We start from the raw sequence: 26,135 nt of genomic DNA, 5'->3' as shown, positions 1-26,135 counted from the left end.
GCATGGGTAGCCTGAACCTCGGTACCTTGGAGCAAGAAGATCCAAAGAAACAGGGACCGGACCCGGCCCGGGCCGGCGGCGGATTAGCCCGCTACGTGGCGGCGGCGACGCTGGCGCGCACCGCGGACGGCGGAGCCGTAGTAGCGATCGTCCTCATGGTCACAACAGGCGGGGGGCCGGGCTGGCTTGCCGGCCTGCTCGGTGCCTGCATCACCGCACCGCACCTGCTGGGCCCGCTGGTGGCACGGAGCCTGGACTCTTGCCGCGACGGCCGCGTCCTGATTGCGTGGGCGTGCGTCGTCCACGGCGCCACCCTGGCGGCCGCGGTGCTGCTTTACCCGCTGACGTGGCCGGCGGTGACGGGCATTCTGCTGGTGGTTTCGGGACTGGTCGGGCCGCTGCTGACCGGCGGCATCAGCAGCCGCCTTCCGGCGATCGCCGGCCCGGACCGGGTCAGCCAGCGCCGTGCCCAGGGCTGGGATGTGGCCACCTACGGAATCGGCGGGACCATCGGCCCGAGCGTCGTGGCCGCCGTCTCCGCCTGGGCCGGACCCACTGCGGCCGCGCTTATCCTGGCGGGGGCCACATTCGTGGCTGCCGCCGTCGTTCGATTGCTGCCCTACGTTCCTCCCGCAGCGGGGGCCGCCGAGGTTCCGAGGCCGGCCCAGACCCTGCGGCTCATGGCTGTCACGGGCCGCCTTCGGAGGATGCTGTACCTGACCATCACGGTGGCGTTCTCCGTTGCGGCACTCCCCATCGCGGCCGTCGCCTCCACCGCCGTGTTCCAGGTACAACCGGCAGCTGCGGGCGTTCTGACGGCAGCTTACGGACTGGGCGGCCTGGCCGGTTCGGCCGGAGTAATGTGCCGTCCGTTGCGGGGCGACGCGGACCGACTGGTGACGCGGCTCGCGGGATTGGTCGCCGCGGCGCTCGCGGTGGCTGCCCTGTCCGCGTCCTTTGCGCCTGCTGTCGCCGCATACGCAGCCGCTGGGGTCATGAATGCGTACTTCTTCGCTGCGACCCTCGCTGCCCGGAGCGAGTTTGCCCCGCCGCAGGTTCGGGGGCAGGTGTTCGTTTGGGTTGGTGCCCTCAAAATCGCCGCCGGGTCCGCCGGAACAGCCGCGGCTGGCGTCGTCATAACAGGGGAGCCGCAACTTCCCCTGTTCCTTGCCGCCGCACTCATCCTGGCCAGTGCCGGGGCATCAGTCCTGGACCGCCGCGGCGCCGGCAGGCTGAAGACGGCGCGCTGAGGGTCGCCGGCTGCGCGCCGATCGCCTTCGCAAGTATCAGCCGGATTGATAGGTTCGTGCCCATATCCCGGGAACGCGGCTACGATTTGAGTTCCGGGGCTTTCGGGCCCGCCCGCCGCAGCCGAAGGACACCATGACCGCCCAGAATGCTTCCTCGCCGCCACGGGCCGCCGTGGTGGTCAACCCCGCCAAGGATGTTGGCGCCGACCTCCGCGCCTCCCTCATCCGGCTGTGCGACACGCAGGGCTGGGCCGAACCGCTGTGGCTGGAAACCACCGTTGAGGACCCGGGCGTGGGACAGGCCCGCGAGGCGCTGAAGGCGGGCGTCGACGTCGTTATTGCCGCCGGCGGCGACGGTACCGTGCGGTGCGTGGCTCAGGCGCTGGCCGGCACCGATACGCCGATGGGGATGGTGCCGCTGGGGACGGGTAACTTGCTGGCCCGGAACATGGGTGTGGATATCTCCGACCCCGTCTCCGCCGCGTACGACGTCCTGAACGGCACCGTCCGCACAATTGACGTCGCCAGGAGCACCTTTGACGGGTCCGACGACGAGAACGTCTTCCTGGTGATGGCCGGCGTGGGCTACGACGCCGCGATCATGGCGGACACGGTGGACGCATTGAAGGACCGCATGGGCTGGCTCGCCTACGTTGAGGCCGGCATCCGCAAGCTGCCGGGCAAACCCGTCAGGGCCACCGTCACGGTGGACGGCAAGCACCCGGTCAGGCGGCGGATCCGCAGTGTCATGGCCGGCAACTGCGGCCGGATCATGGGCGGCATCGAGATTTTCCCCGAGGCGAAGATCGACGACGGCATCCTGGACCTGCTGATCCTGGCCCCGCGCGGCCGGTTCGGGTGGCTCGGCGTGGCGGCAGGCATCTTCGGCCGCAGGAAGAACGAAAAGGAATCCGCGGAATACTTCCAGGGCAAGAAAATCGAGGTGACCTTGGAGCACGAGGAAGAGTTCCAGCTCGACGGCGACCACGTGGGCACCGTCAAGAGCCTGTCCATCTGGGTGGAGCCCGGGGCGCTCAAAGTCCGGATGTAGCTACCGTCAGTCCCCGAGGAGCCTGCCCCACCTTGGTGCGAGCAAGGGGGAGCCGGCGAGCTTCAGGCAGTGCCACAGCGTCACAGCAACCGAGTCCAGGACCGGTACGCCCGTGCGCGCCTCGATTTCTGCCGCAATGTTGGCGCCGTACAGGTTGGTGCAGAGATAGATCAGCGCATCCGGAGCGTCGGCCGCGAGCTCCAGGGAGCCGGGACGCATTTCATCGTCGGTGACCCGGCCGAAGGACTCGTTGTCGCTCAGGCCCAGGCAGCGGTGGCTGACGGTTTTGATGCCGTCCCGCTCATAGGACTTGATGATGGCCTCGTTGACGTCCTCCGTATAGGGCGTGAACAGCCCGATCCGCTCCGTGCCGAAGGACCGGAACGCCTCGAGGTAGGCGAGCGTGGACGTCGTGGCGGGGATGCCGGTGGCGTCCGTGATTTCAAGGACAAGGTCGCGGTCGTGCCCGGACCCCAGCCACGAACCCGAGGTGCCGTTCCAGGCGATCACGTCCACGTCCGCCGTCGCCAGCAGCCTGGCGGCCTCGCGCATGACGGCGGGGTCGAACTGCCTGTCTGAGGAATCGTCCAGCGCAATCCGGGTGACCGGGATCCGGGTGAAGTGGATGGTGACGTCGGTGCGGTCGCCCAGGATGCGGTAGCTCTGCGGTTCCAGGCAGGTGTTGGAGGACGGCACGATCATGCCGATCCGGGTTGGACGGGTTGGAGAAGTCATCACGTGCTCCTAGAGGGTCGCGGCGGACAGGTCGGCAGCGGCGGCAAGGTGTTCCCGGAAACCGTTCCGGGAAACGAAGCGGCCCACGGCGCCGGGATCGTGGAAGCCCTCCCGGTCCAGCACCACGCGGCCTGCGGAAACCACGACGGCGGGCCAGCCGGCCAGCGTGCGGCCGTCGAAAGGCGAGAAGTCGGTGCCCATGTGCAGCGCGCCGCCGTCCACCGTCCTGTGTTCGGCAGGATCGAAGAGCACCAGGTCGGCGTCGAAGCCCTCGGCGATGGAGCCCTTGCCGGGCAAGGCGTTGATGCGCGCCGGTCCGGCGGAGAAGACCTCCACGAAGTCCTCCACGCTGCTGCCGGATTCAGCCATCGCCGTGAACGTGACGGGCATGCGGGTTTCCACGCCCGGGAGGCCGTGCGGCATGGCGCGGACGTCGTCGGTGCGTTCCCGCTTCTGGGTCAGGTCGTAGCAGGAATGGTCAGAGGAGACGGTGTGGATGGCGCCGCCGGCCAGCCGCTCCCTGAGCGCTGCGACCGTTTCCGGGCTGCGCATCGGTGGGCAGCAGGCGTACCACTCCGGGAAGGCTGAACCGTACACGGTGTCATCGAGCGTGAGGTAGTGCGGGCACGTTTCCGAGTAAGCCTCCTGGCCGCGGGCACGGGCCTCGGTGACCAGGTCGACCGCCCCTGGCGTGGACTGGTGGACGAAGTACACCGGGGCCATGGTGTACTGGGCCATGGCGAGCGTTTCCTTGACCGAGATTTCCTCGGCCAGCTCCGGACGCGTGCGGTGCAGGTGCTCGATGCCGATCCTGCCGTCGTCGGCGTGCTGCGCCGTGCAGTCCGCGATGATGGGGTCGTGCTCGGCGTGGATGTAGGTGAGCCCGTCCAGCCGGACCATTTCGCGCATCACCTTCAGGATGGTGTCCCCGTCCGCCATGGTGGTGCCGCGGTTGGTGGTGTACATCTTCACGGAGCGGACACCCTCGGCGGCGAGCTGTTCGAGCTGCCACGGCACGGTCTCGTCCCAGCTGACCACGGACCCGTGCAGTGCCACGTCACAGCGGGACTCCTGCGCCAGCTCCTTCTTGTTCAGCACGGCCGCCAGCGGGGTTTCGCGGGCGTCACGGGGAATGCCGAAATCGATGATAGTGGTGGTGCCGCCCCACAGGGCAGCGGTTGAGGTGGTCCGGTAATCGTCCAGGGTGCGGAACCGGCCGGTCACCTGGGCCACGTGGCAGTGTGCGTCCACGCCGCCGGGGATCACCAGCTGGCCGGTGGCGTCGACGGTGCGTTCGGCCTCGGGTACGGGCTCTGCAGCGTCGACGAGGTGGCTGATCGTGCCGTCCACCACGATGATGTGGGCGCGCCGGCGGCCAAAACTGTTGACCACGGTGCCGTTGGCGATGACGAGTTCGGGAATCTGGGACATCGTCGTCCTCCTGACTGGGAAGCTGATGGGAATGGGGGAGTTGCTGGGACTAATTGGGTGCGGGCGCCGCGGCGTTCGACGCCGTCTGGGCGGCGGTCAGGGCGGCGTCGAGGTTTTCGGACAGGCCCTTGCGGGCCTTGACCGGCGGCGGAGCGAACGCGCCGGCCCGGTGCGGGCCGGACTGGAGCCCCACCACGGCCTCCGCCATCCGGATCCCGGCGGAGATGCCGTCCACCACGGGAACGGGGATCTGCCCCCGGAGTTCGCGGGCCAGCCCCGCCAGGGGCGCCCCGGCGAGGACGACGACGTCGGCGCCGTCCTCCGCGACGGCCTGCCGGCTGAGTGCCAGCAGGGTTTCCTGGAAGTCCTGCTGCACCGAGCCGATGGCGTTCAGGGACTCGTTGATGGAGCGGATGGAGGCCAGCCGTCCGCCGAGACCGAACCGCTCCACACAGTCCAGGTACCACGGGCGGATCCGGTCCGAGATGGCAATGATGGAGAACCGGTGCCCCTGCAGCGCAGCGGCGCAGAGGGCTGCCTCGGTGATGCCGATGACGGGAACGTCGGCGAGTTCCTTCAGGGCCGGCATCCCCGGGTCCCCGAAGGCGGCGACCACGACGCCGTCAATGGGACCGGCGGCGCTGCCGTCGGCTGGGTTGCCGCCGGCGGTGTGTTCGGCAATGATCTCGGCGACGGCGCCGGCCGCGATGAGGGATTCAAAGCGGGTTTCGATGTATTCGACGCCGTGACCGGCCGTGCGGACAACCAGGCTGGTGCCCGGGGAGGCGGAGCGCCGGGCCTCGGACTCGATCAGGGCGGTGACGTCCTCGCTGATGTTCGGGTTGATGACGAGAAGTTTCATTTTTTCTTCCGGTGCAGGGCTGGTTCCGTTTTCTGGAAGTCGTCGGGGAACTGTTCGCGGTATTTGCCGATGTGCGACGCGGACTGGGCGGCGGCCCGGTCGGGGTTGCCGCTGGCGATGGCCTCGTACAGGTCCCGGTGTTCCTGGATCAGTTCGGGCAGGTCGCTGACGTGGCGGAACAGCCAGTGCATGCGGCCCTGCAGGGGTTCCAGCGCGGATTTGAGAAAGTTGTTGTCGGCGATCCGGGTGATGGCGTCGTGGAATTCGCTGTTGGCGCGGTGTGCCTCGATGACGGCGCCCTTGGCGAGGCAGCGGTCGGCCTCGTCCAGCAGCCCTTTCAGGCGGTCGAGGTCCTCAGCCGTGGCACGGGTGGCGGCGAGCCGGCAGGCCAGCACCTCCAGTGACTGCCGGACGTCGAAGAGGTCCTCGACGTCCTTGGGGCTAAGGGTGCTGACTTCCGCGCCCCGCGCCCCGCGGTCGCTGATGAGCCCTTCCTGGCGGAGCATCCTCAGCGCTTCCCGGACGGGAAGCCGTGAAACGTTGAACTCAGCGGCCAGGTCGCGTTCCACCAACCGGGTGCCGGGAACGTAATGCCCCTCGAAGATCCGGGTGCGGAGCGTGTCCCGGACGGCCTCGCGGAGGGGGCGTTCCTTGTCCTGGGTCTCTTCTGCGGTAAGCATGGTGCTCCATTCGGATTCTTGTGACATTGCGCTCCCGGCCGGCGGGAGTTGGGCTTGCTGCCCAGCTTAGACAGGCAGCCGCTTGTTGTAGTTCAGGGTGAGCACGGAGACCCCCATGATGATGGCGGATCCCACGAAGTAGAGCAGCGCCCAGGTATAGGAGCCCGTGGCGCCCACGATCAGGCCGACGGCGATCGGTGTGACAAATCCGGAGATGTTGCCGCTGAAGTTCATGGCTCCGCCGAGGACACCGGCGTTGGTGCGGCCGCCCAGGATGGACGGGATGCTCCAGAACAGGCCCACCCAGCGGAGGAAGAACATCACCACGGAGAGAAGGACGACGGCGGTGGTCGGGTCCGCAACGACAGTCACCCCGATGAGGCCACCCACCACCACGACACTGGAGATGCCCAGCAGCGTCCGCATGACGCGGTTGGCGGAGGCGCCGGACGCGCGCCACTTGTCGGCGATGGTGCCGCCCAGGATCTCGCCGACGAAACCGGCACCGAAGATCACGAAGGTGGACCAGCCGATGGTTTTCAGGTCGAAGCCCTTGGCCTGGGCCAGGTACAGCGGGCCCCAGGTGAGCAGGCCGTAGAACACGCCGTTGAAGCCCAGCCAGCCAAAGCACATGGCCCAGAACGAACGGAACTTCAGATAGGGGAGCAGCGCGCGCTTGCCCTTGCTGCCGTCGAGTTCCGCCTCGGCGTCTTCGGCGGCGTGGGAGGCCTCGATATATTCGGCCTCGGCCGTGTTGACGCCGCGGTGCTGGCGGGGATTGTCGCGGACATACCACCAGACGGCCAGGCCCATGAGGACGGTGGCGGCACCGGCGATGACGAACGAGCTGCGCCAGCTGCCTGTGGCGGCGATGAGGCCGGCGATGAGGATGCCGCCCAGTCCGGCGCCGAGGGGAGCGCCGGCGTCCAGGATCGTGGCGCCGCGGCCACGCTCCGACTTGTGCATCCAGATGGCGTTCAGCTTGCCGCCGGCCGGCATGACGCCGGCCTCGGTGACGCCGATGCCCAGCCGGGCGATGAACATGCTGAGGAAGCCGCCGGCCATGCCGGAGGCGGCGGTGGCGGCACCCCAGCCCACGCAGGAAGCGGTCATCACCTTGCGCGGACCGAACTTGTCGATCAGCAAACCGACCGGGATCTGCATCAGGGCGTAGGTCCAGAAGAACGCGGAGAGCAGGAGGCCCACGAGCTCCGGGGCGAGGTTGAATTCTTTCTGGATGATGGGCAGCGCCACCGAGATGGAGCCGCGGTCGATGTAGTTGACCGAAACCAGGACGAGCAGCAGCAGGAACAGCTTCCAGCGGACGTTGGTGCGTCGTTGCACGCCGTCCTTGCCGGGCTTGGTACCGCGGGATTCTGGGGATTGGGCCTGGATTGTCACTGCTTCAGTATCTGGGAGAGACACAGCTTCTCCTTAGTGGGAAGGGTGCGGACATTGGATGGGGGATGAAATGGGGCGGTGCGGCCGCGGTTCGGCGGGAGTTTTTGGGCCGGCGGTGTTGGTTTGCGCCGGCGGAACAGTCCTGCCTTTTGGGATCCCGTTTTGGGATCCCAAATTCAAGATAGGTGTGGCGCGGGACACTGTCAAGGGTTTTCGGGGAAGATGGCCGTGGCCCGCGAAAAAACGAATTGTGACTCTGGGCCGGACGGCAAGACATCGAAAGGGAGAACCGAATGAAGACGGTGCGACTTGGAAACTCCGGGCTGGAAATCAGCGCTGTTGTCCTGGGCATGATGAGCTACGGCGATCCGGAAAAGGGATCGCACGGGTGGAGCGTGGGACTCGATGAGGCCAGGCCGTTTGTGCGGCGCGCCTACGAGGCCGGGATCACCACCTTCGACACCGCAAACGTGTACTCGGCCGGCTCGAGCGAGGAGATCACCGGCACCCTGCTCAAGGAACTGGCCCCCCGTGAGGAGGTCCAGATCGCCACCAAAGTCCACGGCCGGATGCGCCAGGCCCGCAACGGGGGTGGCCTCAGCCGGGCCGCGATCATGCACGAGATCGACGCATCCCTCACCCGGCTTGGCACCGACTACGTGGACCTCTACCAGATCCACCGCTATGACCCGCTGACCCCGGTCGAGGAGACGATGGAGGCCCTGCACGACGTCGTCAAGGCGGGGAAGGCGCGGTACATCGGGGCGTCAAGCATGTGGGCCTGGCAGTTCGCCCGGATGCAGCATGCGGCGGAACTGCATGGCTGGACCAGGTTCGTGTCCATGCAGGACCAGTACAACCTCCTCGAGCGGGAGGAGGAACGCGAAATGCACCCGTTCTGCCAGGCCACGGGTGTGGGCGTGATCCCCTGGAGCCCGCTGGCGCGCGGAAACCTGACCAGGCCCTGGGGTGCTGCGGGGTCCGGGACCCGGAAGGACACGGACGAGTTCGGCAAGGGCCTGTACAGGCAGGACGAGGACGCGAACAGGGCCATCGTCGACGCAGTCGCCGCCGTGGCCGACGAACGTGGCGTGCCGATGGCGCAGATCGCCCTGGCCTGGAGTGCAGGCAAGTCCGCCGTCACCGCCCCCATCATTGGGGCGACGAAGGAACGCCATATCGACGACGCCGCTGCCGCCGTCGGGATTGCCTTGACCGACTCGGAGGTCCGGCGCCTCGAAGAAAGCTACACGCCCCGCTATCCGTCCGGTTTCTGACGGGCCCGCATTCGGTCAGGGCTGCGTCCCGGTTGGTGAACGCGGGTAAGCCGGTGGCTGAGGGGTACGGGTAACCACAACACCGGATGCAGGGCGTTGAGGGACTCGGGAGGATCGGCGATGGCACAGGCTTCGTTGCTGGAGCGAATGAAAGGTCAATGGCACGGGCTTGGGGCCGGTGTGTATGCGGCTGCCCTGGTGATCGTGGTCCTGGGAGTCTGCGGCGTCGTCGGCGTTCTCCTCCACCTCCCCTGGCTTTTTCCCAGCCTTGGTCCTACGGTGATGCTGTTCTTCGAATCTCCTGAGCAGGAGGCCTCGAGGCCGGTCAACGCGCTCGCCGGCCACGGCGCCGGACTGCTGGCGGGCGCCGTGTGCCTTTACGCCTTCGGATTACAGGACCAGCCCTCGGCTCCCGTGGGTGGACTGACGCCGCTGCACGTCGTCAGCGGAGCCCTGTCGGTGGCGCTGACCACGCTGGCGCTGTCATGGATTGGCATGCCTCATCCGCCGGCGGGAGCGACGACGCTGATCATCAGCCTCGGCATCCTCACCACGCCGGTTCAGTTGGTGTCTGTCGCTGCGGCGGTTGTCATGACCACTCTCATCGGCTGGGGGCTGAACCTGCTGCTGGGGACCCGCCCGGCCCCGAAATGAGCCCGGATTCCGGTTCTGCTCCGGATTCCGGTTCTGCTCCGGATTCCGAGGCGTCCCCGGATCCCTGAGCGTCCCGGTGCGCCAGGATTTCGGCGAGCTCCGCGAGCCGGTGGGCGCGGGCTGATTCGGCCGGCGTGAACGGTTCGCCGGGACGGAAGAAGGTGATGGGTCCGTGCCAGGCGGTGGGAATCTTCAGGATGGTGCCGGCGTCGTTCGTTTCACGGGCGTTCGTTTGGGTGTGGCGGGCTGACTCACTGCCGGGCTCGAGGATCCTGGCGGACAGCAATTCCGCCACTGCCAGCGGGAGCTCCGCGGGAGTGGCGGCGATCCGGGCGGCCAGGCTCAGGGCCTTGGTCTGCCCGTCGGCCATGGCCAGGGCGGTGGTGGGCCAGACCTGCGCGCTCCGTCCGCCGCCGTCCGTCAGGGCCTCCAGCAGCTGGCGCTCGCTGACCTCGCCGGGGGCGGACAGCACGAATTCGTCCATCACCCCGCCCCGGACGGGATGAACGTGGATGCCCAGGATGTTGGTGTCCAGCAGTGCCAGGGACCTGGTGATCCGCTTGAGGGAGCCGGGTTCGTCGCGGAGCACCGTCCTTGCACGCCACAGGGCGGGCGCCGCGCCAAGGCGGCGGCGGTGACGGAGCGCGGGTGCGTGGAGCCACCGCCGCAGGATCCGCGCGGCGGAGGGCTCGGCCACCCAGATCACCAGGACGGTGGCCGTCAGTGTCAGGACCAGCACCTTGGCCAGATAGGGCAGCTGCGTCTGCACCACCAGCGCGTGCACCAGCAGTTCGATCGGGAGCATGACGGCGACATTGGCCACCGTGAGTCGTGTCTTGGTGGGCTCGGGCATCTGCCCGCAGACTTCACAGCTCAGTTCGGCCGCGGCGGGGTTCGGCTTGTGGGGCTTCATGCTCCCAGCCTGCCCGGCAGCTGTTACAGGGGTATTGCCCCCGCGTTCCGATCCCGCGAACCATCCCGGACGGCTGGAGTTTTTGTCCAGATAATGGCCTCTGATGGGGCATTTGCGGCGAATACGTGCACAAAAACTCCCGCTCTTTCCGCGCTATGGCCAGCCTTCGGCCCGGTACCTACACTGAAAAGACCATCGTGCGGCGCGACCGTACTACGGCCAGCTCGCACGGAAAAAGTCCAAGTCCGGAGAGCAACATGAGCCTCAGTACGAGATGTTCAGGTAGTAAAGCACGCCGTGGAGCCGCCGTGGGATTTATCGCCCTTGTGGCATTACTGGCTCCGGCGCCGGTGGCCACCGCTGACAGGCAGCAGGACGAAGACCGCCGCAGTGTGATCGTCCTCCCCGGCGCCAAGGGAGCCGAAGGCATCACCGCAGGCGAAGGCAGCACGTTCTACGCCGGCGATCTCGTGACGGGCGACATCTTCCGGGGAGATATCCGCAAAGGCACCGCTAAGAAATTCATTGACGTCCCCAACGGCAGGATGGCCGTGGGCATGAAGGCCGACACACGCAATGACCTCCTCTTCGTGGCGGGCGGCCCTGCGGGAACGGCCTACGTCTACGACACCGATGACGGCAAGACCGTCAAGACCTACCAGCTGACCACGAAGGAGGCCTTCATCAACGACGTGGCGCTCACGGACCACGGCGCCTGGTTCACGAACTCGCGGCGGGGTGAGCTGTACTTCATTCCGGTGGACGACGACGGCGACCTCGGCACTGTGCGGACGCTGGCCCTGAAGGGTCCCGCGGCGGATACCAGCAAGCAATTCAACCTCAATGGCATCGCCTATTCACGCGACGCCCGCCGTTTGGTGGTGGCCCACTCGGGTAACCAGGCCCTCTACACCGTCAGCCCGCGGACTGGTGCCAGCGCCGAGATCAAGGGCGTGAAGGTGCCCAACGTCGACGGCGTCCTGGTCAAGGGCGACACCGTCTGGGCCGTGCAGAACATGTCCAACCAGATCAGCAGGCTCCGGGTGAACTTCCACGAATCAACCGCGAAGCTGCGGGAGGTCATCACCAGCCCGCACTTCAACATCCCGACGACGGCCGCCCTCTTCGATGACACCCTCGCCGCCGTCAACGCCAAGTTTGGAGTGCCGAACGCCAAGACCTTCGAAGTGGTCACTGTGGACGCCCACACCAGCGCCACCAAGTAGGCCCACTAACTAGGCCCATTCAGTAGGCCCGGTCAGGGAGACGAACGCAACAGGACAGGAGGCGGCCTCCACGGGAAAGGCGGGGGCCGCCCCCGTTAAGCTGGTAACCGGACGCCAGTGCCGCCGTCGTCAGTTCCAAACTGCAACGAAAGGCGCGAATCCCCCGTGAAGCTGCTGGCCGAGATGTTCACCCTTGCCCCGGCAAACAAGGATCATCACGTCGCCGTGCGGTGCGCCGTGGGCGTCTTCGTGCCGCTGATCACCCTGGTGCTGCTGGGCCGCCTGGATCTGGCGATCTTTGCCTCGTTCGGCGCATTCACCGGCATCTACGGCCGCGGCGAGCTGCACCGCAAGCGGTTCTTCATCCAGGTCCGTGCGGGTGCGCTCATGCTGCTGGTGATCCTGCTGGCCACGCTGACCGCCCGCGCGGTGCACGCCGGCGGCCTGTCCCAGGCGGCGAGCACCTGGCTGCAGGTGCTGGCCACCACCCTCGTGGCCGGCGGCTGCTCCCTGGTGATCGCGCGGTGGCGGCACCGGCCGGCCGGCTCGCTGTTCCACATCTTCGCCTTCGCGGCGATCGCGTCCATCCCCAGCCAGCCGCCGTTGTGGCAGTGCATGCTGGTATCCGCCCTGACCACGCTCTTTTGCCTGGCCGTCGGGCTGTCCTCCCGGGTGCTGCGGAGCCACCGGACCCCGTGGGAGATGCCCCCGCCCGTGCGCCTTACCGGGGAAGAGAAGCGGGCGGCCGGGCTCGAGGCGCTGGGCTACCTCGTGGCAGCGGGGCTCGCCGGCACCCTCGCCACCCTCGTAGGCCAGATGCTCGGCTTCGGGCACAACTACTGGGCCATGGTGGCGGCCGTGGTTCCGCTGGTGGGCCGCACCACGCGGCACCGCATCGCCCGCGGCGTGCAGAGGATCATCGGAACCGTGCTGGGCCTCATCCTCCTCGCGGGCATCCTGCTGCTGCAGCCCGTGCCGTGGCAGACGGTCCTGGTGATCGCCATCTGCCAGTTCGGCGCCGAGCTCTTCATCGCCCGGAACTACGTGCTGGCCCAGGTCTTCGTGACGCCGCTGGCCCTGACCTCCACGCTGCTCGTCTCCCCGGCCGCACCCGGCATCCTGCTCCGGGACCGGATCGTCGAGACGGTGATCGGCGCCGCCGTCGGAATCGCCGTGGTGCTGGCCCCCGCCGTGTGGTCCCGGATGGCGCGGCGGACCTCTGCGGGGGCGCCGGCGCGGTAGGGCGCTATTCAGCCACGGTTCACTCAGCGACAAGGAGCGCCTGGGGTGCGGCCTGCTTCATCCTGGTCTGCAGCCAGCGGATTTCCAGCTCCGAGTCGCCCTCACACTGCTCCACGACGCCCTGGAGTTCCTTGTCCCGGTCACCCTTGGCGGCCTGACCCACCATCATCCACGTGACATCGATGTGATTGACCAGCACGTACAGGTCCTGCAGGTCCAGCATCAACGCCAGCGGCCCGGACCGGACCTCCTTCACCCCGTTGGCTGTCAGCCGGTGCTCCTCCTCACCCTCGATGTCCTCGCCGTAGCGGTCGATGACAGGCTTCAGCGCCTCCCGGTGCGCGTCGCACTTCTTTGCGAACGTCTGCAGGATGTAGTGCACGTCGGGCTCGTCGCCGTGGCCGTCCGCCACCACCCGGAATGACGACGCGAGCGTGGCTTCCGCTTCGTTCAGGAGGCCGATGTAGACGGGAAGTCTCATCGCCGGGCTCCTGTCGCGCGGCGGGAAGCGGTGGTGTCCGGGGCCTTCGACGGGCCGTCACCGCTGCGCAGCTTTTCCACCCGGACGGCGGCGTTCTTGAACAGTGGCTGCTTGGACACCGGGTCCCATTCGGTGATGGTGAGTTCGTTCGCGGCCCGGTGCCGGCCGCCGTCGGCCTTAACAACGACGGCGGGATCCCCGGTCCCGCTGCCGGCGGCAGCGCCGCCGTCGGACGTGTCCCAGTAGCCGTAGTGGAACGGCGCGAAGACGGTGCCCGGGCGGATGTCGCCGATCCGGACCGGTACTTCGAGGCTGCCGCGGCGGGAGGTCACGCGGGCGATGTCCCCTTCCTGGCAGCCGACGCGCGCGGCGTCCTCGACGGACATCTCGATCCACGGCTCGGGCGCGGCGGCGTTGAGCCGGCGGCTGCGGCCGGTCTTGGTGCGGGTGTGGAAGTGGTACGCCGTCCGGCCGGTGGTGTAGCGCAGCGGGTAGTCGGCGTCGGGTTCCTCGTGCGGCGGGGTGTAGTCGAGGGCCTTGAGCCAGGCCTTCCCGGGTTCGACGGTTGCCTTGTACTCGGTTTCGCCTGTGGTGGCGCCGGTGAGGAGGTCATGGCCGAAGGACTCGCAGTACTCCGGCGCGGTGGGGAACTCGCCGTCGGTGTACAGCCGCTCGGTGCCGCCGGGCTGCGCCTCGGTGCACGGCCACTGGATGCCGCTGCCGCCCCTGAGCTTGTCGTAGCTGAGGCCCGTGTAGTCGCACGGGCGGCCGCGGGAACATTCCTTCCACGCCTCGAAGCCGTCCTCGGGGCCGGACCAGTCCAGCAGGGGCTGCCCGTCCTTGTCCGTGAACCCCATCCGGCGTGCGTAGTCGAGGAACACGTCGAGGTCGCTCCGTGCCTCGCCCGGCGGATCGACGGCCTTCTCGGACAGGTGGACGGTCCGGTCAACGTTCGTGAAGGTGCCGGTCTTCTCGCCCCAGGCAGCACAGGGAAGGACGACGTCGGCATACTGCGCCGTTTCGGTGAGGTAGATGTCCTGGACCACCAGGAACAGGCTGTCCTTGTCCAGGATGTGCCGGATCCGTTCCAGCTGCGGCATGGACACGGCCGGGTTGGTCGCGGAAATCCACAGCAGCGCGATGGATCCCTGTTCAACGTAGCGGAAGATCTGCAGGGCGTGGGTGGGCGGGGCCCAGTGCGGAATGACGCCGGGGTCCACGTTCCACAGCCGGGCCAGCTCCTGCACGTGCCGGGGGTTCTCCCAGTTCCGGAAGCCCGGCAGGTCGCCGTCGGCCCCGCATTCCCTGTTGTTCTGGGCGGTGGGCTGGCCGTTCATCTGCAGCAGGCCGCAGCCGGGCCTGCCCAGCATGCCGCGGAGCAGGTGGAGGTTGTTGACCTGGCACGCCGACGCCGTCGCGTGAGCCGACTGGTAGAAGCCCTGCAGCACCGTGGAAAGCACCCTGTCTTCGGTGCCGAAGATCTCCGCCGCACGCCGCACGTCGGCAGCCTGCACGCCGCAGGTTTCCGCCACCTTCTCCGGGGTCCACGGCTCCACCACGCTGCGCAGCTGGTCCACGTTGGCAGTGTGCTCCGATATGTAGTCCTCATTGATCCAGCCGTTGGCGAAAAGCTCGCGGACCAGGCCGTTCATCAGCGCCAGGTTTGTGCCCGGATGAACCGCCAGGTGCACGTCTGCACGGCGGGCCACCTCCGTATCGCGCGGGTCGACGCACACGAGCTTCGGCGGGTTGGGCCCGTCCAGTCGGTCCAGAACGCGCGCCCACAGCACCGTCTGCGTCTCCGCCATGTTGTGGCCGTAGAGGAAGACGGCGCTGCACTCATCGACGTCCGTGTAGCTGCCGGGCTGGCCGTCGGCACCGAAGGATTCCTTCAGCGCCGCCGCCGCCGTGGCGGTGCACAGCCGCGTGTTGCCGTCCATGTGCGGAGTGCCGATCCCGGCCTTGCCGAGAATGCCGAGCGCGTAATACTCCTCCAGGAACAGCTGCCCGCTGGTGTAGAAGCCGTGGCTGAGCGGGCCCTTGCTGGCCAGAAGTTCCTTGCTGCGCTCCACGATGCGGCCCATGGCGGTGTCCCAATCCGTCTCCACCAGCTCGCCGTCCACCCTGATCAGCGGGCGGGTCAGGCGGTCCCGGTGCTCTTCGCCCTGCCAGCTGCCGTAGAGGCCTTTCGGCCCGAGCCTGCCGCGGTTCACCCGGTCTACCCCGCGGCCGCGGATCCCCACCATTTTCCCGTCCTTGACGGCAATGTCGCAGCCGCAGCCGTTGCTGCACAGGACGCAGGCCGACTGCACCCAGCGGTCCACGTCGGCGTCGGCCAGCCCCTCGGCCAGGACCTGATCCACACGCTCGGGCCACACCTGGCCGCTTCCGTGCGGTGTCCGTTCGCCCCAGATGTCCGCGATCCGGTCCGTCATGGGTCAGCCTCCATGGGTGGTAAGTGAACTTACTGTCCTTAGGTTACCCGCAGCCGTCGCCAGCGGAAGTGGCTGGCTCATGAGCGTCCGACGGCGGCCTCCCGGCCGCGTGCCCCGCGGCCGGGTGTAATCTGGGACAACTCAGACCATTCAATGGAAGCGCGGATGTGGTGGCCAATTCAGTTTCCGGGGATTCGGTGGTAGACCGCGTGGTGCGCGTCATCGCGGCGTTCCCGGCCGGAGTCACCGTGCTGCAACTGTCCGACCTCGCGGAGCGCGCAGGCCTTCCCCTGACCACCGCCCACCGCCTGGTGCGGCAGCTGGCCACGCACGGGCTCCTGGAAACCGGCCCGGGAGGCTCGGTGCGGCTGGGCCTGCGGCTGTGGGAGCTGGTGAACCGCAATTCCCCCACGCTGGCCTTGCGGCAGGCAGCCATGCCTTTCATGGAGGACATCCAGCATGTGCTGAACCAGAACGTGAATCTTGCGGTGCTCGATGGCTGGGAAGCGCTCTTTGTTGAGCGGCTGTCCCGCCGCGGATCCGTGGCCAACCGGGCGCAGGTTGCCGGCCGCATGGACATCCACGTGTCGTCGGCCGGACTGGCTCTGATGTCGCATCAGCCAAAGCCCGTCCAGGCCGACTACCTGGACCAATTCGCGGATCCTGCCGGAAAGGTTGGCCGAGACGAAGTGCGCGCCTTGCTGGCCGAGGCCGCGAACCAGGGCTTCGCCGAACTGGCGGGCGTCATTGATCCGGACACCTGGGGTATCGCCGTTCCCGTGCTGGACGGCCAGAAGCGGGCGGTGGCGGCGATCGGCGTCGTGGTTCCCCTGCGGGAGATGCGCATGCAGGCGCTGGTTCCGGCGCTGCAGACTGCGGCGCGAGGCATCGCGCGGCGGCTGGCAGAAGGAGCCGCCTAGGTCTTCCGCAGCGGCGTGCTTCCATTCAGCGGAATTGATGTAACGCCAACCACACTCCCCGGCGCACACTGTTAGCCAGCAACCACCTTCAGCCCGGACCTCCGGGCCACGCAACGGAGCGAGGAACACCATGGCACGACAGATCATCACCACCCAGGTGGCCATCCTGGGCGCGGGCCCTGCGGGACTCATGCTGTCCCACCTGCTGGCCAAGGCCGGAATCGAATCCACAGTGATCGAAATCCGCAGCCGCCAGGAAATTTCCGAGACGGTCCGCGCCGGCATCCTGGAGCACGGCACGGTGAATATGCTCGTCGACGGCGGCGTGTCCGACCGGGTGCTGCGTGAAGGCGACCGCCACGACGGGATCGAGCTCCGGTTCAACGGCGAGAGCCACCGCATCGACTTCAAGGAACTCGTGGGGGAATCCGTCTGGCTGTACCCGCAGACCGACGTCTTCATGGACCTCGCCGCGCGCCGGGAGGCCGACGGCGGCGACGTCCGCTACAGCGTCACGGACACGGCCATCCACGGCATCGAGGACAAGCCCAAAGTCTGGTTCACTGACGCCGACGGCGTGGAGTACGAGCTCCAGGCCGACTTCATCACGGGGGCGGACGGCTCACGCAGCCACTGCCGCTTCCAGATTCCCGAGGCGCACCGCAAATGGTACTTCCACGAGTACCCGTTCGCGTGGTTCGGCATCCTCGCCGAGGCGCCGCGGAGTTCCGACGAGCTGATCTACGCCAATTCCGAGAACGGCTTTGCCCTCATCAGCCAGCGCACCGAGACCGTGCAGCGGATGTACTTCCAGTGCGACCCCAAGGAAAACGTGGCCGACTGGAGCGATGAGCGGATCTGGGCGGAGTTCCGCGGCCGGGTCAACGGCAACGGCTTCGAGCTGAAGGAAGGCCCGGTCATCGACAAGATGGTTCTGCCGTTCCGCAGCTTCGTGCACACGCCGATGCGGCACGGCAAGCTGTTCTTGGCCGGCGACGCCGCGCACACGGTGCCGCCGACCGGCGCCAAGGGCCTGAACCTGGCGATCCACGACGTGAAGGTGCTGTTCGAGGGCCTCGACAGCTACTACAACAGCGGCTCCACGGCTCTCCTGGATTCGTACAGCGACCGCGCCCTGGACCGCGTGTGGAAGGCCCAGCAGTTCTCCTACTGGATGACCACCATGCTGCACACCCCTGCCGATGCCGGCGACTTCGCCCGGGCCCGCCAGCTGGGCGAGCTGCACTCCGTCGTGTCCTCGCGGCACGGCCAGGCGTACCTGGCCGAGGCCTACACCGGCTGGCCGTCCGCCTAGCCCCCCGCAAGGGCGGCGCCCAACCCAGCGTCCCGCCGTCGGGCTTAAGATCGGGTCCATGGAAGCCATAACGATCATCGGCGGCGGCATCGCCGGCCTCGCGCTCGCGGCAGGCCTTGACCCGCAGCGCTTCGACGTCGCCATCCACGAGCAGCGGCCCGGTGTCCAGGGCGTGGAGACGTCGCTGGCCATGTGGGCGGAGGCGCAGGCAGCCCTGGCGGTCCTGGGGGTCCTCCCGCAGATCAGGGAAGCCGGCACGGCCCTCGGCGGGATGGCCCTGCGCAACGCCACGGGCACAGCCCTGGTGGCACCCGAGGTCCGCGGGGTCCGGGGCGTCTCACGGGCGGACCTCATCCGGATCCTCGACGCCGCCGTGCCCGCGTCCGTGCGCCGCGTCGAGGGCAGGGTGGACGATATCCCCGCTACCGGACCGCTGTCGTCAGGCCTGCTGGTGGGGGCCGACGGCGTCCACAGCGTGGTCCGCCGCTCATTCTGGGGCGCAAGGTCGCAGGCAAAGCTGACCCCCTATCTGGCCTTGCGGGGCGTCCTTCCCGTTCCCGTCCAAGCCGGCGCCGGCGGGGAATACTGGGGGCGCGGGCAGCTGTTCGGCATCGCGCCGGCGTCCGCCGGCCGGACCTACTGGTATGCCTCGTTCCGCTCAGACCTCGGGCCGGCGGGCGTTGATGCGGCCGAAGCGCTGAAGCAGGCAAGGGAGCGCTTCTCCGGAAGCGCGACGGCCGTCCGGACCGCGCTGGAGCAGGCCACACCGGACGCCACGCTGGCGCAGCGGATCTGGACCACGCCCAACCTCGGCAGCTTCGTGCGGCCGGGCGCCGTCCTGGCCGGCGACGCCGCCCACGGCATGACGCCGAACCTGGGCCGCGGCGCCTGCGAGGCGCTCGTGGACGCCGTCACGCTGGCGGAGCTTTTCAACGCCCAGCCGCCGGAAGACGCGCTCAAGGCCTACAACCGGCAGCGCGCCATCCGGACCCAGCTGCTTCGGCTGGCCTCCTCCGCCATGGCGGGCGTGGCAATGGCCGAACGGTCACAGCCGCTGCGCGACGGGCTGCTGAGGCTGGCTTCCCGTTAGCCCCCTGCCCTCCCGTTAAAGCCCGGACGATGGGCGCTGCGCTAGTCCTGCTGCAGCGTTTCGGTGAGGTGGTGCGTGGGGATGCGGTCGCGCTCATATGTGATTTCCGTGTAGCCATGCGGCTCCGGCTTGCCGGTGGAGCTGAGGTTCACGAAAACAATTTCCTCAATGGTGAGGATGCTCTGCCGGGTGATCATGTTCCGCACTTCCGCGCGCATGGTCATCGACGTGCGGCCGAAGCGCGTGGCGGTCAGGCCCATCTCAATGAGGTCGCCCTGGACCGCGGAGCTGACGAAGTTGATTTCGGAAATGTACTTGGTGACCGCGCGGCCGTTGCCCAGCTGGAGGATGGCGTAGATCGCGGCTTCCTCGTCAATCCATTTCAGCAGGCTGCCACCGAACAGGGTGCCGTTGGCGTTGAGGTCCTCGGGGCGAACCCACTTGCGGGTGCGGAACGTAATGTCTTTGGTTTCCATAGCGCGAGATTAGCCGACGGCGGCCTGCCCCACCGGAGTGTGACGGCCGCCGTCGGTCTGCAGAGATGGCCCGCTCAAGCCATGGCGGTGTGCGCCGCGCTGTGGCAATCGATCTTCTTTTCGAAGCAGTACGAGTACTCGACGCCGATGTAGGGACCGAAGTTGGGAACCGGATCGAAGCCGGCGCTCACGTAGAAGTTGCGTCCGTCAGTCTGCGCCGAGCCCGCCTCCGCAGTGATCCGGGTGATGCCCTGGGCGAAGGCCTCGGCCTCGAGGGCGGCCAGGATGGAACTCGCCACGCCTGAACCGCGGGTGTACGGGAGAACATAGAGGCGCTTGATTTCCGCCGTCTCGGAGTCGAGCAGCCGCAGGCCCCCGCAGCCCACCGGCTGGCCCGACCCCTTGTCGTAGGCCACGAGGAACACGGCCGTGTCCACTTCCGAGGGCTTGGGTCCCGGCTCATGGTCGGGGCACCCGAAGCGGGCGTCCAGTTCCGCCTGCTGTGCCGCGCGCAGATCCGCTCCCACAGGATTCGACCAGCTGACTTTCCGGATGTTGAGCCTGGGATTGGTCTGCATCTGTGCCTCGATTCGCCGAAGGGTTATGCGAATCAAGGCTAGAAGCGCGCCGTTACCGCGGTGTTTCCTGCTGGTAAGCGCCGTGGGAACACTTGGCGCCGGACCTAGCCCGTGCTCTTTCCCATCGGGTCCTCGGCGGTGGGGTCCGCCAGGGCAAGGCCGCCGACGGGGCTGGCGTCCCAGTGGATCAGGTTCCAGCCGGCCTCGGGGCCGCCCTCCAGCGCCACGATGCCGGTATTGGCGAGCACGTGCCGGGCGGCGAATTCCATGTCAATGTTGCCTGCCCGGTTGCCCGCCCAGACGCGGATCGCGGCGCCGTGGCTCACGACGGCGACGGTGCCTGTGCCGGCGGCTTCCGCGGTCACCTTGGCGATGGCGGCGTCATAGCGTTCGAAAAACTCGTGCCCGTTGGGCCCGGCGGGCATCCGGCGGTCGAAGTCGCCGTCGGTCCAGGCGAACACGGTGCTCATGTACCGCCGGTGGGACTCGTGGTCCGTCAGCTTTTCCAAGGCGCCCGCCTCGATCTCGTGGATACCGTCCAGGATCTCCACATCGAGGCCGAGCTCCCGGCTCAGCGGCTTGGCCGTGATCTGGGTGCGGACCAGGGTGGAGGCATACAGCGCGCTGATCGGCTCGTTCACCAGGGCCCGCGGCAGGGCCTCCGCCTGGCGCTCGCCCAGCTCGGTCAGGCCTGGGCCGGGGTGGGCGGTGTCGAGCTGCCCCAGCACGTTCCCGGGAGTTTCGCCGTGGCGGATGAGCAGCAGCCTCATGGTCTCGCGTTCCTTGTCGTCGTCGGGAAGGTGGGCGGGTCAAACCGCCGCAAAACGGGACCGCAGCCTTGCGGAAGCCGCCGGAAACAGAAGCGGCGCCGGGCAGCAAGGCCCGGCACCGCCGTCGTACTTATTTGAGGTGGTCCACCAGCTGGTCCGCGATGCCGGTGTACTTGCCCGGCGTCAGGGCGAGCAGCCGCGCCTCGGCCTCTGCAGAGAGGCCCAGGCTCTGGACGAACTCCTGCATCCGGGCGGCGTCCACGCGCTGGCCGCGTGTGAGGTCCTTGAGCCGCTCGTACGGGTTCTCCATGCCTTTGACGCCGGCGATTGCCTCCGCGCGCATCACCATCTGGATTGCCTCACCCAGGACTTCCCAGTTCGTGTCGAGGTCCCCGGCCAGCACGTCTTCGGCCACGTCGAGCCGCTCCAGGCCCTTGGCCACATTGGAAATGGCCAGCAGGGAGTGGCCGAATGCCACGCCGATGTTGCGCTGGCTGGAGGAGTCCGTGAGGTCGCGTTGCCAGCGGGAGGTGACAAGCGTGGAGGCCAGCACGTCCAGGAGCCCGGAGGAGATCTCCAGGTTGGCCTCGGCGTTTTCGAAGCGGATCGGGTTGACCTTGTGCGGCATCGTGGAGGAGCCGGTGGCACCTGCCACGGGAATCTGCGCGAAGTAGCCGATCGAGATGTAGCTCCAGATGTCCGTGCAGACGTTGTGCAGGATCCGGTTGAAGCGGGCGACGTCGGCGTACAGCTCTGCCTGCCAGTCGTGGCTTTCGATCTGCGTGGTCAGCGGGTTCCAGGTCAGGCCCAGCTTCTCCACGAACGACTTCGCGACCTGCTGCCAGTCCGCGCCGGGGACGGAGGCCACGTGCGCGGCGTACGTGCCGGTGGCGCCGTTGATCTTGCCGAGGTATTCGGTCCTGGCGACGCGCTCCAGCTGCCGGTTCAGGCGGTGCGCGATGACGGCGAGCTCCTTGCCCAGGGTGGTGGGCGTGGCGGGCTGGCCGTGCGTGCGGGACAGCATGGGAACGGCGCGGTTGTCCTCGGCCATCTTGCTGATCTGGGCCACTAGGGCACGGGCGGCAGGCAGCCACACGTCCTCCACAGCACCCTTCACGCCCAGGGCGTAGGACAGGTTGTTGATGTCCTCGGAGGTGCAGCCGAAGTGCACCATGGCGGTCAGGTTTTCGATGCCGATGGCGGGCAGGCGGCGGCCGATGTAGTACTCCACAGCCTTCACGTCGTGGACGGTGACGGCTTCGATTTCTGCCAGCTCGGTGACGGAGGAGGCATCGAATTCGGTGACGATAGCCCGCAGCTGCTGCTGCTGGTCGCCGGTCAGGGGGCCGGCGCCCGGGAGGACGTTGTCCCCGGTCAGGTGGATAAGCCATTCCACCTCGACGGCCACACGGTCACGGTTGAGGGCGGCCTCAGACAGGTAGTCAACGAGGGGGGCGACGGCGGACTTGTAGCGGCCGTCCAGCGGGCCGAGCGCGATTTGTTCCCCAGACGCGGCGAGGGCGAGGCGTCCGGAGGGCGTACGGGTGTCAGCTGTGGCGGCAGTTTCGGGCATGACCTGATTCTTTCATGAAGTTCTGTGCCCGCTGAAGCACGGGATTCCGTGTGACTTCTCCTCCACAGCCCCGGCCCCCCGCACTTCTCCACATGGATGACGCCGGCCGTTCCGTCGGCGGCAGACGGCACCTTAGCGTCGTGGGGAGGAAGCGAGGAAAGGGCTGACGCCGGAGCGCCGGCCCGCAGTGGATGGGGGTGTCCGAATGAGCGCCAGCGTGACAGCGATGAGCGCCAGCGTCACAGCGACAAACTCGAGCGTCACGGCGGCCGACGCCGCGGCATGTTCGTCGCGCAGTTTTGAAGTCCAGCTGTTGGCCGGGCGTATGGAGGCCTGTGCGGAACAGGTCGATGCCGTACAGGCCAGGCTTGCGCAGCTCCAGCTGATGGACTGGCAGTCGCCTGCCGGGCTGGCTTACCGGTCCAGCCTCCGGGTGCAGGCCGTTGCCCTGTGCCGGGCCCGGGAAGGAGTGCTTGTCGCCGCCCTCGCCCTGCGGCGGCACTCCGTCCGTGTCGCCGAGTCCGCCCTTCCCGCCGCCGGGGGCTACTGATGGCCGAGGCCGCGCCGGGCGGAGGTGGCGGGCAGCTACGCCCCCTCGAGCCGGCCTCCAACGCTGTCCTTTCCGTGCGTGGCGGAGTAGGCGGGATCTCCTTCCAGCTCGAGGAACTGGATTCGGGGGCGCGGGAGCTGGATGTGCTCGCTCGGGACCTAGCGGCTGTCGAGCTGGCTATCTACAGGATCTGGGAATCGCTGGGAAGCTACCAGCGGGACGATCCGGCCAGCGGTGCCGGGGCTCTCACTGCCGTTTGGGAAGGCCAGCGCTCCGTGGCGGCGGTGCGGGAGGAGCTGGAGCGCCTGGCCGGGGGTGTGCGCGCCTGCCAGCTCGAGTACAGCGCCGCCGAGACGGCAAACCGGCTCATGATGCAGCTCCACCTGGACACGCCCTGGTTGGCGGGGCGGCAGCTCTTCGACCTTGGGCTTTCCGGAGACGGGCGCCCGAACCGGGCCACCACCGAGGCGATCGCCTCGAGCGATCCCGTGGTGGCCGGGGTTTTCCTTGCGGCGCTCCTGGGAGTGCGGCTGAGCCCTATGGACGCCGCCGTGAAGATGGCACTGGCCGCCGGCATGACGGGCTCAAGCGTCCCGACCCTTGTGCGGATGCTGCTGGACCGCGTCCTGCCGGAGCTCCGGCCGCGGCCGGTGAGGGTTTTGAAGGAGGGCTCCCTGGAGATTGCCCTGGACGCGTCCCCGGCAGGCCTTCTTGCCCGGGCCGGGGAAGTGGAAGATGCTGGCCCGGGACAAATCGAGATCATCCAGACAACTGCCGGGGGACGGGACACGTTCATCGTCATCATTCCCGGAACCCAGCCTGGCAACACCGGCGGTCCGAACCCCTTCGACGAGGCCGGCATCGGCGAATCGCTGGGGTACGGGTCCGAGTACACGGCCGCAGCCATCCGGGCGGCCCTGCGCCAGGCAGGTGCTGAGGCCGGGGACCAGGTGGTGGCCGTGGGCTACAGCCAGGGCGGAATCCACGCGATGAACCTGAGCCAGGACAAGGCGTTCCTTGCCGAGTACCGCCTCAAGTACGTGCTGACCGCGGGATCGCCGGTCGGCGCCATAACTCCGGAGCCGGGCGTCAGCAGCCTGCATCTGGAGCACCGGCAGGACTGGGTTCCCGGCAGCGAGGGCCTTCCCAATCCGGACACCAAGGACCGGGTGACGGTAACCCTGAACGGCATGGTCAGGACGCCACCCGGTGAGGACTCCGGGCTCGGTCCCGGGCACAGGCTCACCAACTACGAGGCCGGGGCCCGGGCAGTCTCGGCGAGCCCGGATGCTTCGCTGGCGGCGTCCACTGCTGCGCTTGCCGGGGTGGTGGGTGCAGGGGGAACGGCCAGGGCCACCCGCTTCCAGCTGGTCCGTGCGCCAAAGCCGGCTGCGCCCGCGGTGCTGCCGCCACTGCCCGCTCTGGGCAGGACGATCCTTCCCGTCGGCGGGGGTGTCAGCGGTGGCGGAAACGCCGGCTTCGGCGGGGGTTTTAGCGGTGGCGGGCGCCGGGGAGCCGGTCTGCCACCAGTGAAATGACGGTGATGATGATGGCGGCCAGCACGGCGGTCCAGAAGAACGAATCGATGGTGAAATGCACGGGCGTGTAGCCGCTGATCCAGGAAGTGAGGTAGAGCATCGCGGCGTTGATCACAACGGTGAACAGGCCCAGCGTCAGGATGGTGATGGGCAGGGAGAGAAAGCTGACGATCGGCCGCACGAAGGCATTGACCAGACCGAAAATCAGTCCGATGAACAGGTACGCGAGGACGATGCCGGCGGCGTCGGTTCCCTGGTTCACCCCGGTCTTGGCTACAGCTTCCGTGGTGGCTGTGGTGGAGATATCCAGGCCGGGCAGAAGCCAGCTGGCGATCCACAGCGCCAGTCCGTTAATGATCACGCGCATGATGAAAGACCGCATGCGCCCATGCTGTCACACCGCAAGGCCGCGCAGGCAGCCAGGGGCATAGGCTAGGTGGCATGACTTCATCAGAGACTGTGGCGGGGGGCCTGAGGCCCCGACCGGTGGTTGACCGGCTGCCCCGCTATGCTGCAGGCAAGCCGCCCGCCGCCGTCGACGGCCTTGCCAGCTACAAACTGTCGTCCAACGAGAACCCGCTGCCGCCCATCCCGGCCGTGGTGGAGGCCATTTCCGCCCAGACCGACTTCAACCGCTACCCGGACCCGCTCAGCACCAAGCTGCGCACCGCGCTCGCCGGCTTCCTCGACGTCCCGGCCGAGGACATCGTCACCGGTGCCGGCAGCCTCGGCGCCCTCACCCAGCTGCTGACCACGTTCGCCGGCCAGAATGACGATGGCAAGCCCGACGAAGTGATCTACGCCTGGCGGTCCTTCGAGGCCTATCCGATCTGCGTGGGGCTGGCCGGGGCAGAGAGCGTGCGGATCCCCGTGACCGCTGACGGGCGCCATGACCTTGACGCCATGGCCGCGGCCGTGACCGCGCGAACCAGGGTGATCCTGCTCTGCACCCCCAACAACCCCACCGGCCCCATCCTGACCGCCGAAGAAACGGAGCGCTTCATCAAGGCGGTGCCGTCGGACGTTGTGGTGGTCATCGATGAGGCCTACCAGGAGTTCGTCCGGGCGGAAGACGCGGTGGACGGCATCCGGATGTACCGCGAGTACCCGAATGTGGTGGTGCTCAGGACGTTCTCCAAGGCACACGGCCTCGCCGGCCTCCGGGTCGGCTACAGCGTTTCCCAGCCCCAGCTCACCCAGCACCTGCGCGTCGCCGCCACACCGTTCGCTGTCTCACAGATCGCCGAACAGGCCGCCGTGGTGTCCCTGCAGAATTTTGGCCAGGTTGTAGAAAGGGTACAAAGCCTGGTGGCGGAACGGGACCGTGTAACGGCCGGTCTCCGGGACCTCGGCTGGTACGTTCCGGACGCCCAAGGGAACTTTGTCTGGCTCGATCTTGGCGAGAACAGTGCGGAGTTCGCCCAGCTCGCCGGGGAACGGGCGCTGTCCGTGCGTGCGTTCGGAAACGAAGGTGTCCGGGTCAGCATCGGCGAAGTGGAAGCGAACACGCGATTCCTGGAACTCTGTGCGGTTTACACAAAACCGCCACGCCGTTCCTAGCGCTTAACAAACAGCCGGCGCTACCTACGCCGGATAAAGTAAGGAACAGTAAGTCAAATACATATGCCTCGCCGGGAATGCATTCCTTGTGAGGCATATATCCCAGCGACATTGCAACGCATCCGCA

General features: G+C 67.8%; 25 protein-coding genes. 12 read left to right on the top strand and 13 right to left on the bottom strand.

What is annotated here, in order from left to right:
* Nucleotides 1-2 precede the first annotated feature (2 nt).
* Nucleotides 3-1,250, top strand: a complete 1,248-nt coding sequence (locus CXZ05_RS23400; protein WP_258006534.1) for an MFS transporter — start codon at nucleotides 3-5, stop codon at nucleotides 1,248-1,250.
* A 133-nt stretch (nucleotides 1,251-1,383) separates the two neighbouring features.
* A complete protein-coding gene (locus CXZ05_RS10195; RefSeq protein WP_102972496.1) occupies nucleotides 1,384-2,301 on the top strand; it encodes a diacylglycerol kinase family protein in 918 nt (305 codons plus the stop codon).
* A gap of 6 nt (nucleotides 2,302-2,307) precedes the next feature.
* Here the strand turns inward: CXZ05_RS10195 and CXZ05_RS10190 are convergent, their stop codons facing one another.
* The 5 genes from CXZ05_RS10190 to CXZ05_RS10170 are packed head-to-tail and all read right to left on the bottom strand — an operon-like array spanning nucleotide 2,308 to nucleotide 7,434.
* Nucleotides 2,308-3,036 (bottom strand): aspartate/glutamate racemase family protein, encoded by a 729-nt coding sequence (locus tag CXZ05_RS10190; RefSeq protein ID WP_102972495.1) that lies wholly within the window; start codon nucleotides 3,034-3,036, stop codon nucleotides 2,308-2,310.
* 9 nt (nucleotides 3,037-3,045) lie between these two features.
* Nucleotides 3,046-4,467 (bottom strand): amidohydrolase family protein, encoded by a 1,422-nt coding sequence (locus tag CXZ05_RS10185; RefSeq protein WP_102972494.1) that lies wholly within the window; start codon nucleotides 4,465-4,467, stop codon nucleotides 3,046-3,048.
* A 49-nt stretch (nucleotides 4,468-4,516) separates the two neighbouring features.
* Nucleotides 4,517-5,329 (bottom strand): aspartate/glutamate racemase family protein, encoded by an 813-nt coding sequence (locus CXZ05_RS10180; RefSeq protein WP_102972493.1) that lies wholly within the window; start codon nucleotides 5,327-5,329, stop codon nucleotides 4,517-4,519.
* Entirely contained in the window at nucleotides 5,326-6,036 is a 711-nt protein-coding gene (locus CXZ05_RS10175; protein WP_258006533.1) for a GntR family transcriptional regulator, read from the bottom strand. Before CXZ05_RS10175 ends, CXZ05_RS10180 begins: the two co-directional genes overlap by 4 nt.
* Nucleotides 6,037-6,075: 39 nt before the next feature.
* Nucleotides 6,076-7,434 (bottom strand): MFS transporter, encoded by a 1,359-nt coding sequence (locus CXZ05_RS10170; RefSeq protein WP_102972491.1) that lies wholly within the window; start codon nucleotides 7,432-7,434, stop codon nucleotides 6,076-6,078.
* Nucleotides 7,435-7,703: 269 nt separating this feature from the next.
* Between CXZ05_RS10170 and CXZ05_RS10165 the strand changes: the two genes are divergently transcribed.
* Nucleotides 7,704-8,687 carry an aldo/keto reductase gene (locus CXZ05_RS10165; RefSeq protein ID WP_102972490.1) on the top strand — a complete coding sequence of 328 codons (984 nt, stop codon included), beginning with the start codon at nucleotides 7,704-7,706 and terminating at the stop codon, nucleotides 8,685-8,687.
* Between the two features lie 120 nt (nucleotides 8,688-8,807).
* Complete coding sequence (locus tag CXZ05_RS10160; RefSeq protein WP_102972489.1) at nucleotides 8,808-9,341, top strand: HPP family protein; 534 nt, start codon at nucleotides 8,808-8,810, stop codon at nucleotides 9,339-9,341.
* Here CXZ05_RS10160 and CXZ05_RS10155 read toward each other — a convergent pair.
* A complete protein-coding gene (locus CXZ05_RS10155; protein WP_258006532.1) occupies nucleotides 9,289-10,254 on the bottom strand; it encodes an amino acid-binding protein in 966 nt (321 codons plus the stop codon). The two genes, CXZ05_RS10160 and CXZ05_RS10155, sit on opposite strands and share 53 nt — an antisense overlap.
* Before the next feature lie 308 nt (nucleotides 10,255-10,562).
* Between CXZ05_RS10155 and CXZ05_RS10150 the strand changes: the two genes are divergently transcribed.
* Nucleotides 10,563-11,480 carry a hypothetical protein gene (locus CXZ05_RS10150; RefSeq protein ID WP_308410999.1) on the top strand — a complete coding sequence of 306 codons (918 nt, stop codon included), beginning with the start codon at nucleotides 10,563-10,565 and terminating at the stop codon, nucleotides 11,478-11,480.
* 165 nt (nucleotides 11,481-11,645) lie between these two features.
* Nucleotides 11,646-12,722, top strand: a complete 1,077-nt coding sequence (locus CXZ05_RS10145; protein ID WP_102972487.1) for an FUSC family protein — start codon at nucleotides 11,646-11,648, stop codon at nucleotides 12,720-12,722.
* A 19-nt stretch (nucleotides 12,723-12,741) separates the two neighbouring features.
* Here the strand turns inward: CXZ05_RS10145 and CXZ05_RS10140 are convergent, their stop codons facing one another.
* Both CXZ05_RS10140 and CXZ05_RS10135 read right to left on the bottom strand, forming a co-directional pair.
* Nucleotides 12,742-13,203, bottom strand: a complete 462-nt coding sequence (locus CXZ05_RS10140) for a hypothetical protein (RefSeq protein ID WP_102972486.1) — start codon at nucleotides 13,201-13,203, stop codon at nucleotides 12,742-12,744.
* On the bottom strand, nucleotides 13,200-15,638 hold the full coding sequence (locus CXZ05_RS10135; RefSeq protein WP_102972485.1) for a molybdopterin oxidoreductase family protein: 2,439 nt from the start codon (nucleotides 15,636-15,638) through the stop codon (nucleotides 13,200-13,202). Before CXZ05_RS10135 ends, CXZ05_RS10140 begins: the two co-directional genes overlap by 4 nt.
* 170 nt (nucleotides 15,639-15,808) lie before the next feature.
* Between CXZ05_RS10135 and CXZ05_RS10130 the strand changes: the two genes are divergently transcribed.
* The 3 genes from CXZ05_RS10130 to CXZ05_RS10120 all read left to right on the top strand — a co-directional run bounded on the left by CXZ05_RS10130 (nucleotide 15,809) and on the right by CXZ05_RS10120 (nucleotide 18,963).
* A complete protein-coding gene (locus CXZ05_RS10130; protein ID WP_102972623.1) occupies nucleotides 15,809-16,558 on the top strand; it encodes an IclR family transcriptional regulator in 750 nt (249 codons plus the stop codon).
* A gap of 130 nt (nucleotides 16,559-16,688) precedes the next feature.
* Nucleotides 16,689-17,873 carry a 4-hydroxybenzoate 3-monooxygenase gene (locus CXZ05_RS10125; RefSeq protein WP_102972484.1) on the top strand — a complete coding sequence of 395 codons (1,185 nt, stop codon included), beginning with the start codon at nucleotides 16,689-16,691 and terminating at the stop codon, nucleotides 17,871-17,873.
* Between the two features lie 58 nt (nucleotides 17,874-17,931).
* Entirely contained in the window at nucleotides 17,932-18,963 is a 1,032-nt protein-coding gene (locus CXZ05_RS10120) for an FAD-dependent monooxygenase (protein ID WP_102972483.1), read from the top strand.
* Nucleotides 18,964-19,004: 41 nt separating this feature from the next.
* On the opposite strand, the gene CXZ05_RS10115 is transcribed toward CXZ05_RS10120, so the two are convergent.
* The 4 genes from CXZ05_RS10115 to purB all read right to left on the bottom strand — a co-directional run bounded on the left by CXZ05_RS10115 (nucleotide 19,005) and on the right by purB (nucleotide 22,360).
* The gene (locus tag CXZ05_RS10115; RefSeq protein WP_102972482.1) at nucleotides 19,005-19,439 is read right to left on the bottom strand and encodes an acyl-CoA thioesterase; all 435 of its coding nucleotides are present in this window, start codon (nucleotides 19,437-19,439) and stop codon (nucleotides 19,005-19,007) included.
* Nucleotides 19,440-19,513: 74 nt separating this feature from the next.
* Entirely contained in the window at nucleotides 19,514-20,017 is a 504-nt protein-coding gene (locus tag CXZ05_RS10110) for a GNAT family N-acetyltransferase (RefSeq protein WP_102972481.1), read from the bottom strand.
* 104 nt (nucleotides 20,018-20,121) lie between these two features.
* A complete protein-coding gene (locus CXZ05_RS10105; protein ID WP_102972480.1) occupies nucleotides 20,122-20,787 on the bottom strand; it encodes a histidine phosphatase family protein in 666 nt (221 codons plus the stop codon).
* Nucleotides 20,788-20,917: 130 nt separating this feature from the next.
* On the bottom strand, nucleotides 20,918-22,360 hold the full coding sequence (gene purB / locus CXZ05_RS10100) for an adenylosuccinate lyase (RefSeq protein WP_102972479.1): 1,443 nt from the start codon (nucleotides 22,358-22,360) through the stop codon (nucleotides 20,918-20,920).
* A 205-nt stretch (nucleotides 22,361-22,565) separates the two neighbouring features.
* On the opposite strand from purB, the gene CXZ05_RS10095 reads away from it, so the two are divergent.
* Complete coding sequence (locus CXZ05_RS10095) at nucleotides 22,566-22,910, top strand: hypothetical protein (RefSeq protein WP_258006531.1); 345 nt, start codon at nucleotides 22,566-22,568, stop codon at nucleotides 22,908-22,910.
* A gap of 74 nt (nucleotides 22,911-22,984) precedes the next feature.
* Entirely contained in the window at nucleotides 22,985-24,448 is a 1,464-nt protein-coding gene (locus CXZ05_RS10090; protein WP_258006530.1) for a PE-PPE domain-containing protein, read from the top strand.
* Here CXZ05_RS10090 and CXZ05_RS10085 read toward each other — a convergent pair.
* A complete protein-coding gene (locus CXZ05_RS10085) occupies nucleotides 24,402-24,830 on the bottom strand; it encodes a phage holin family protein (RefSeq protein ID WP_102972477.1) in 429 nt (142 codons plus the stop codon). The genes CXZ05_RS10090 and CXZ05_RS10085 overlap by 47 nt on opposite strands.
* A gap of 59 nt (nucleotides 24,831-24,889) precedes the next feature.
* On the opposite strand from CXZ05_RS10085, the gene CXZ05_RS10080 reads away from it, so the two are divergent.
* Nucleotides 24,890-26,008 carry a histidinol-phosphate transaminase gene (locus CXZ05_RS10080; protein WP_102972476.1) on the top strand — a complete coding sequence of 373 codons (1,119 nt, stop codon included), beginning with the start codon at nucleotides 24,890-24,892 and terminating at the stop codon, nucleotides 26,006-26,008.
* Nucleotides 26,009-26,135 lie beyond the last annotated feature (127 nt).

It is taken from the genome of Arthrobacter sp. AFG20, from assembly GCF_002892795.1.
In the GTDB taxonomy this organism is placed as follows: Bacteria; Actinomycetota; Actinomycetes; order Actinomycetales; family Micrococcaceae; genus Arthrobacter.
This window is presented reverse-complemented; position numbering and strand designations above follow the sequence as displayed.

Coding starts and splice junctions, on each gene's coding strand:
- CXZ05_RS10105 (WP_102972480.1), bottom strand. CDS start 20,787: ATGAGGCTGCTGCTCATCCGCCACGGCGAAACTCCCGGGAACGTGCTG.
- CXZ05_RS10120 (WP_102972483.1), top strand. CDS start 17,932: ATGGAAGCCATAACGATCATCGGCGGCGGCATCGCCGGCCTCGCGCTC.
- CXZ05_RS23400 (WP_258006534.1), top strand. CDS start 3: ATGGGTAGCCTGAACCTCGGTACCTTGGAGCAAGAAGATCCAAAGAAA.
- CXZ05_RS10080 (WP_102972476.1), top strand. CDS start 24,890: ATGACTTCATCAGAGACTGTGGCGGGGGGCCTGAGGCCCCGACCGGTG.
- CXZ05_RS10135 (WP_102972485.1), bottom strand. CDS start 15,638: ATGACGGACCGGATCGCGGACATCTGGGGCGAACGGACACCGCACGGA.
- purB (WP_102972479.1), bottom strand. CDS start 22,360: ATGCCCGAAACTGCCGCCACAGCTGACACCCGTACGCCCTCCGGACGC.
- CXZ05_RS10195 (WP_102972496.1), top strand. CDS start 1,384: ATGACCGCCCAGAATGCTTCCTCGCCGCCACGGGCCGCCGTGGTGGTC.
- CXZ05_RS10175 (WP_258006533.1), bottom strand. CDS start 6,036: ATGTCACAAGAATCCGAATGGAGCACCATGCTTACCGCAGAAGAGACC.
- CXZ05_RS10160 (WP_102972489.1), top strand. CDS start 8,808: ATGGCACAGGCTTCGTTGCTGGAGCGAATGAAAGGTCAATGGCACGGG.
- CXZ05_RS10115 (WP_102972482.1), bottom strand. CDS start 19,439: ATGGAAACCAAAGACATTACGTTCCGCACCCGCAAGTGGGTTCGCCCC.
- CXZ05_RS10110 (WP_102972481.1), bottom strand. CDS start 20,017: ATGCAGACCAATCCCAGGCTCAACATCCGGAAAGTCAGCTGGTCGAAT.
- CXZ05_RS10180 (WP_102972493.1), bottom strand. CDS start 5,329: ATGAAACTTCTCGTCATCAACCCGAACATCAGCGAGGACGTCACCGCC.
- CXZ05_RS10125 (WP_102972484.1), top strand. CDS start 16,689: ATGGCACGACAGATCATCACCACCCAGGTGGCCATCCTGGGCGCGGGC.
- CXZ05_RS10155 (WP_258006532.1), bottom strand. CDS start 10,254: ATGAAGCCCCACAAGCCGAACCCCGCCGCGGCCGAACTGAGCTGTGAA.
- CXZ05_RS10085 (WP_102972477.1), bottom strand. CDS start 24,830: ATGCGGTCTTTCATCATGCGCGTGATCATTAACGGACTGGCGCTGTGG.
- CXZ05_RS10185 (WP_102972494.1), bottom strand. CDS start 4,467: ATGTCCCAGATTCCCGAACTCGTCATCGCCAACGGCACCGTGGTCAAC.
- CXZ05_RS10190 (WP_102972495.1), bottom strand. CDS start 3,036: ATGACTTCTCCAACCCGTCCAACCCGGATCGGCATGATCGTGCCGTCC.
- CXZ05_RS10095 (WP_258006531.1), top strand. CDS start 22,566: ATGAGCGCCAGCGTGACAGCGATGAGCGCCAGCGTCACAGCGACAAAC.
- CXZ05_RS10140 (WP_102972486.1), bottom strand. CDS start 13,203: ATGAGACTTCCCGTCTACATCGGCCTCCTGAACGAAGCGGAAGCCACG.
- CXZ05_RS10165 (WP_102972490.1), top strand. CDS start 7,704: ATGAAGACGGTGCGACTTGGAAACTCCGGGCTGGAAATCAGCGCTGTT.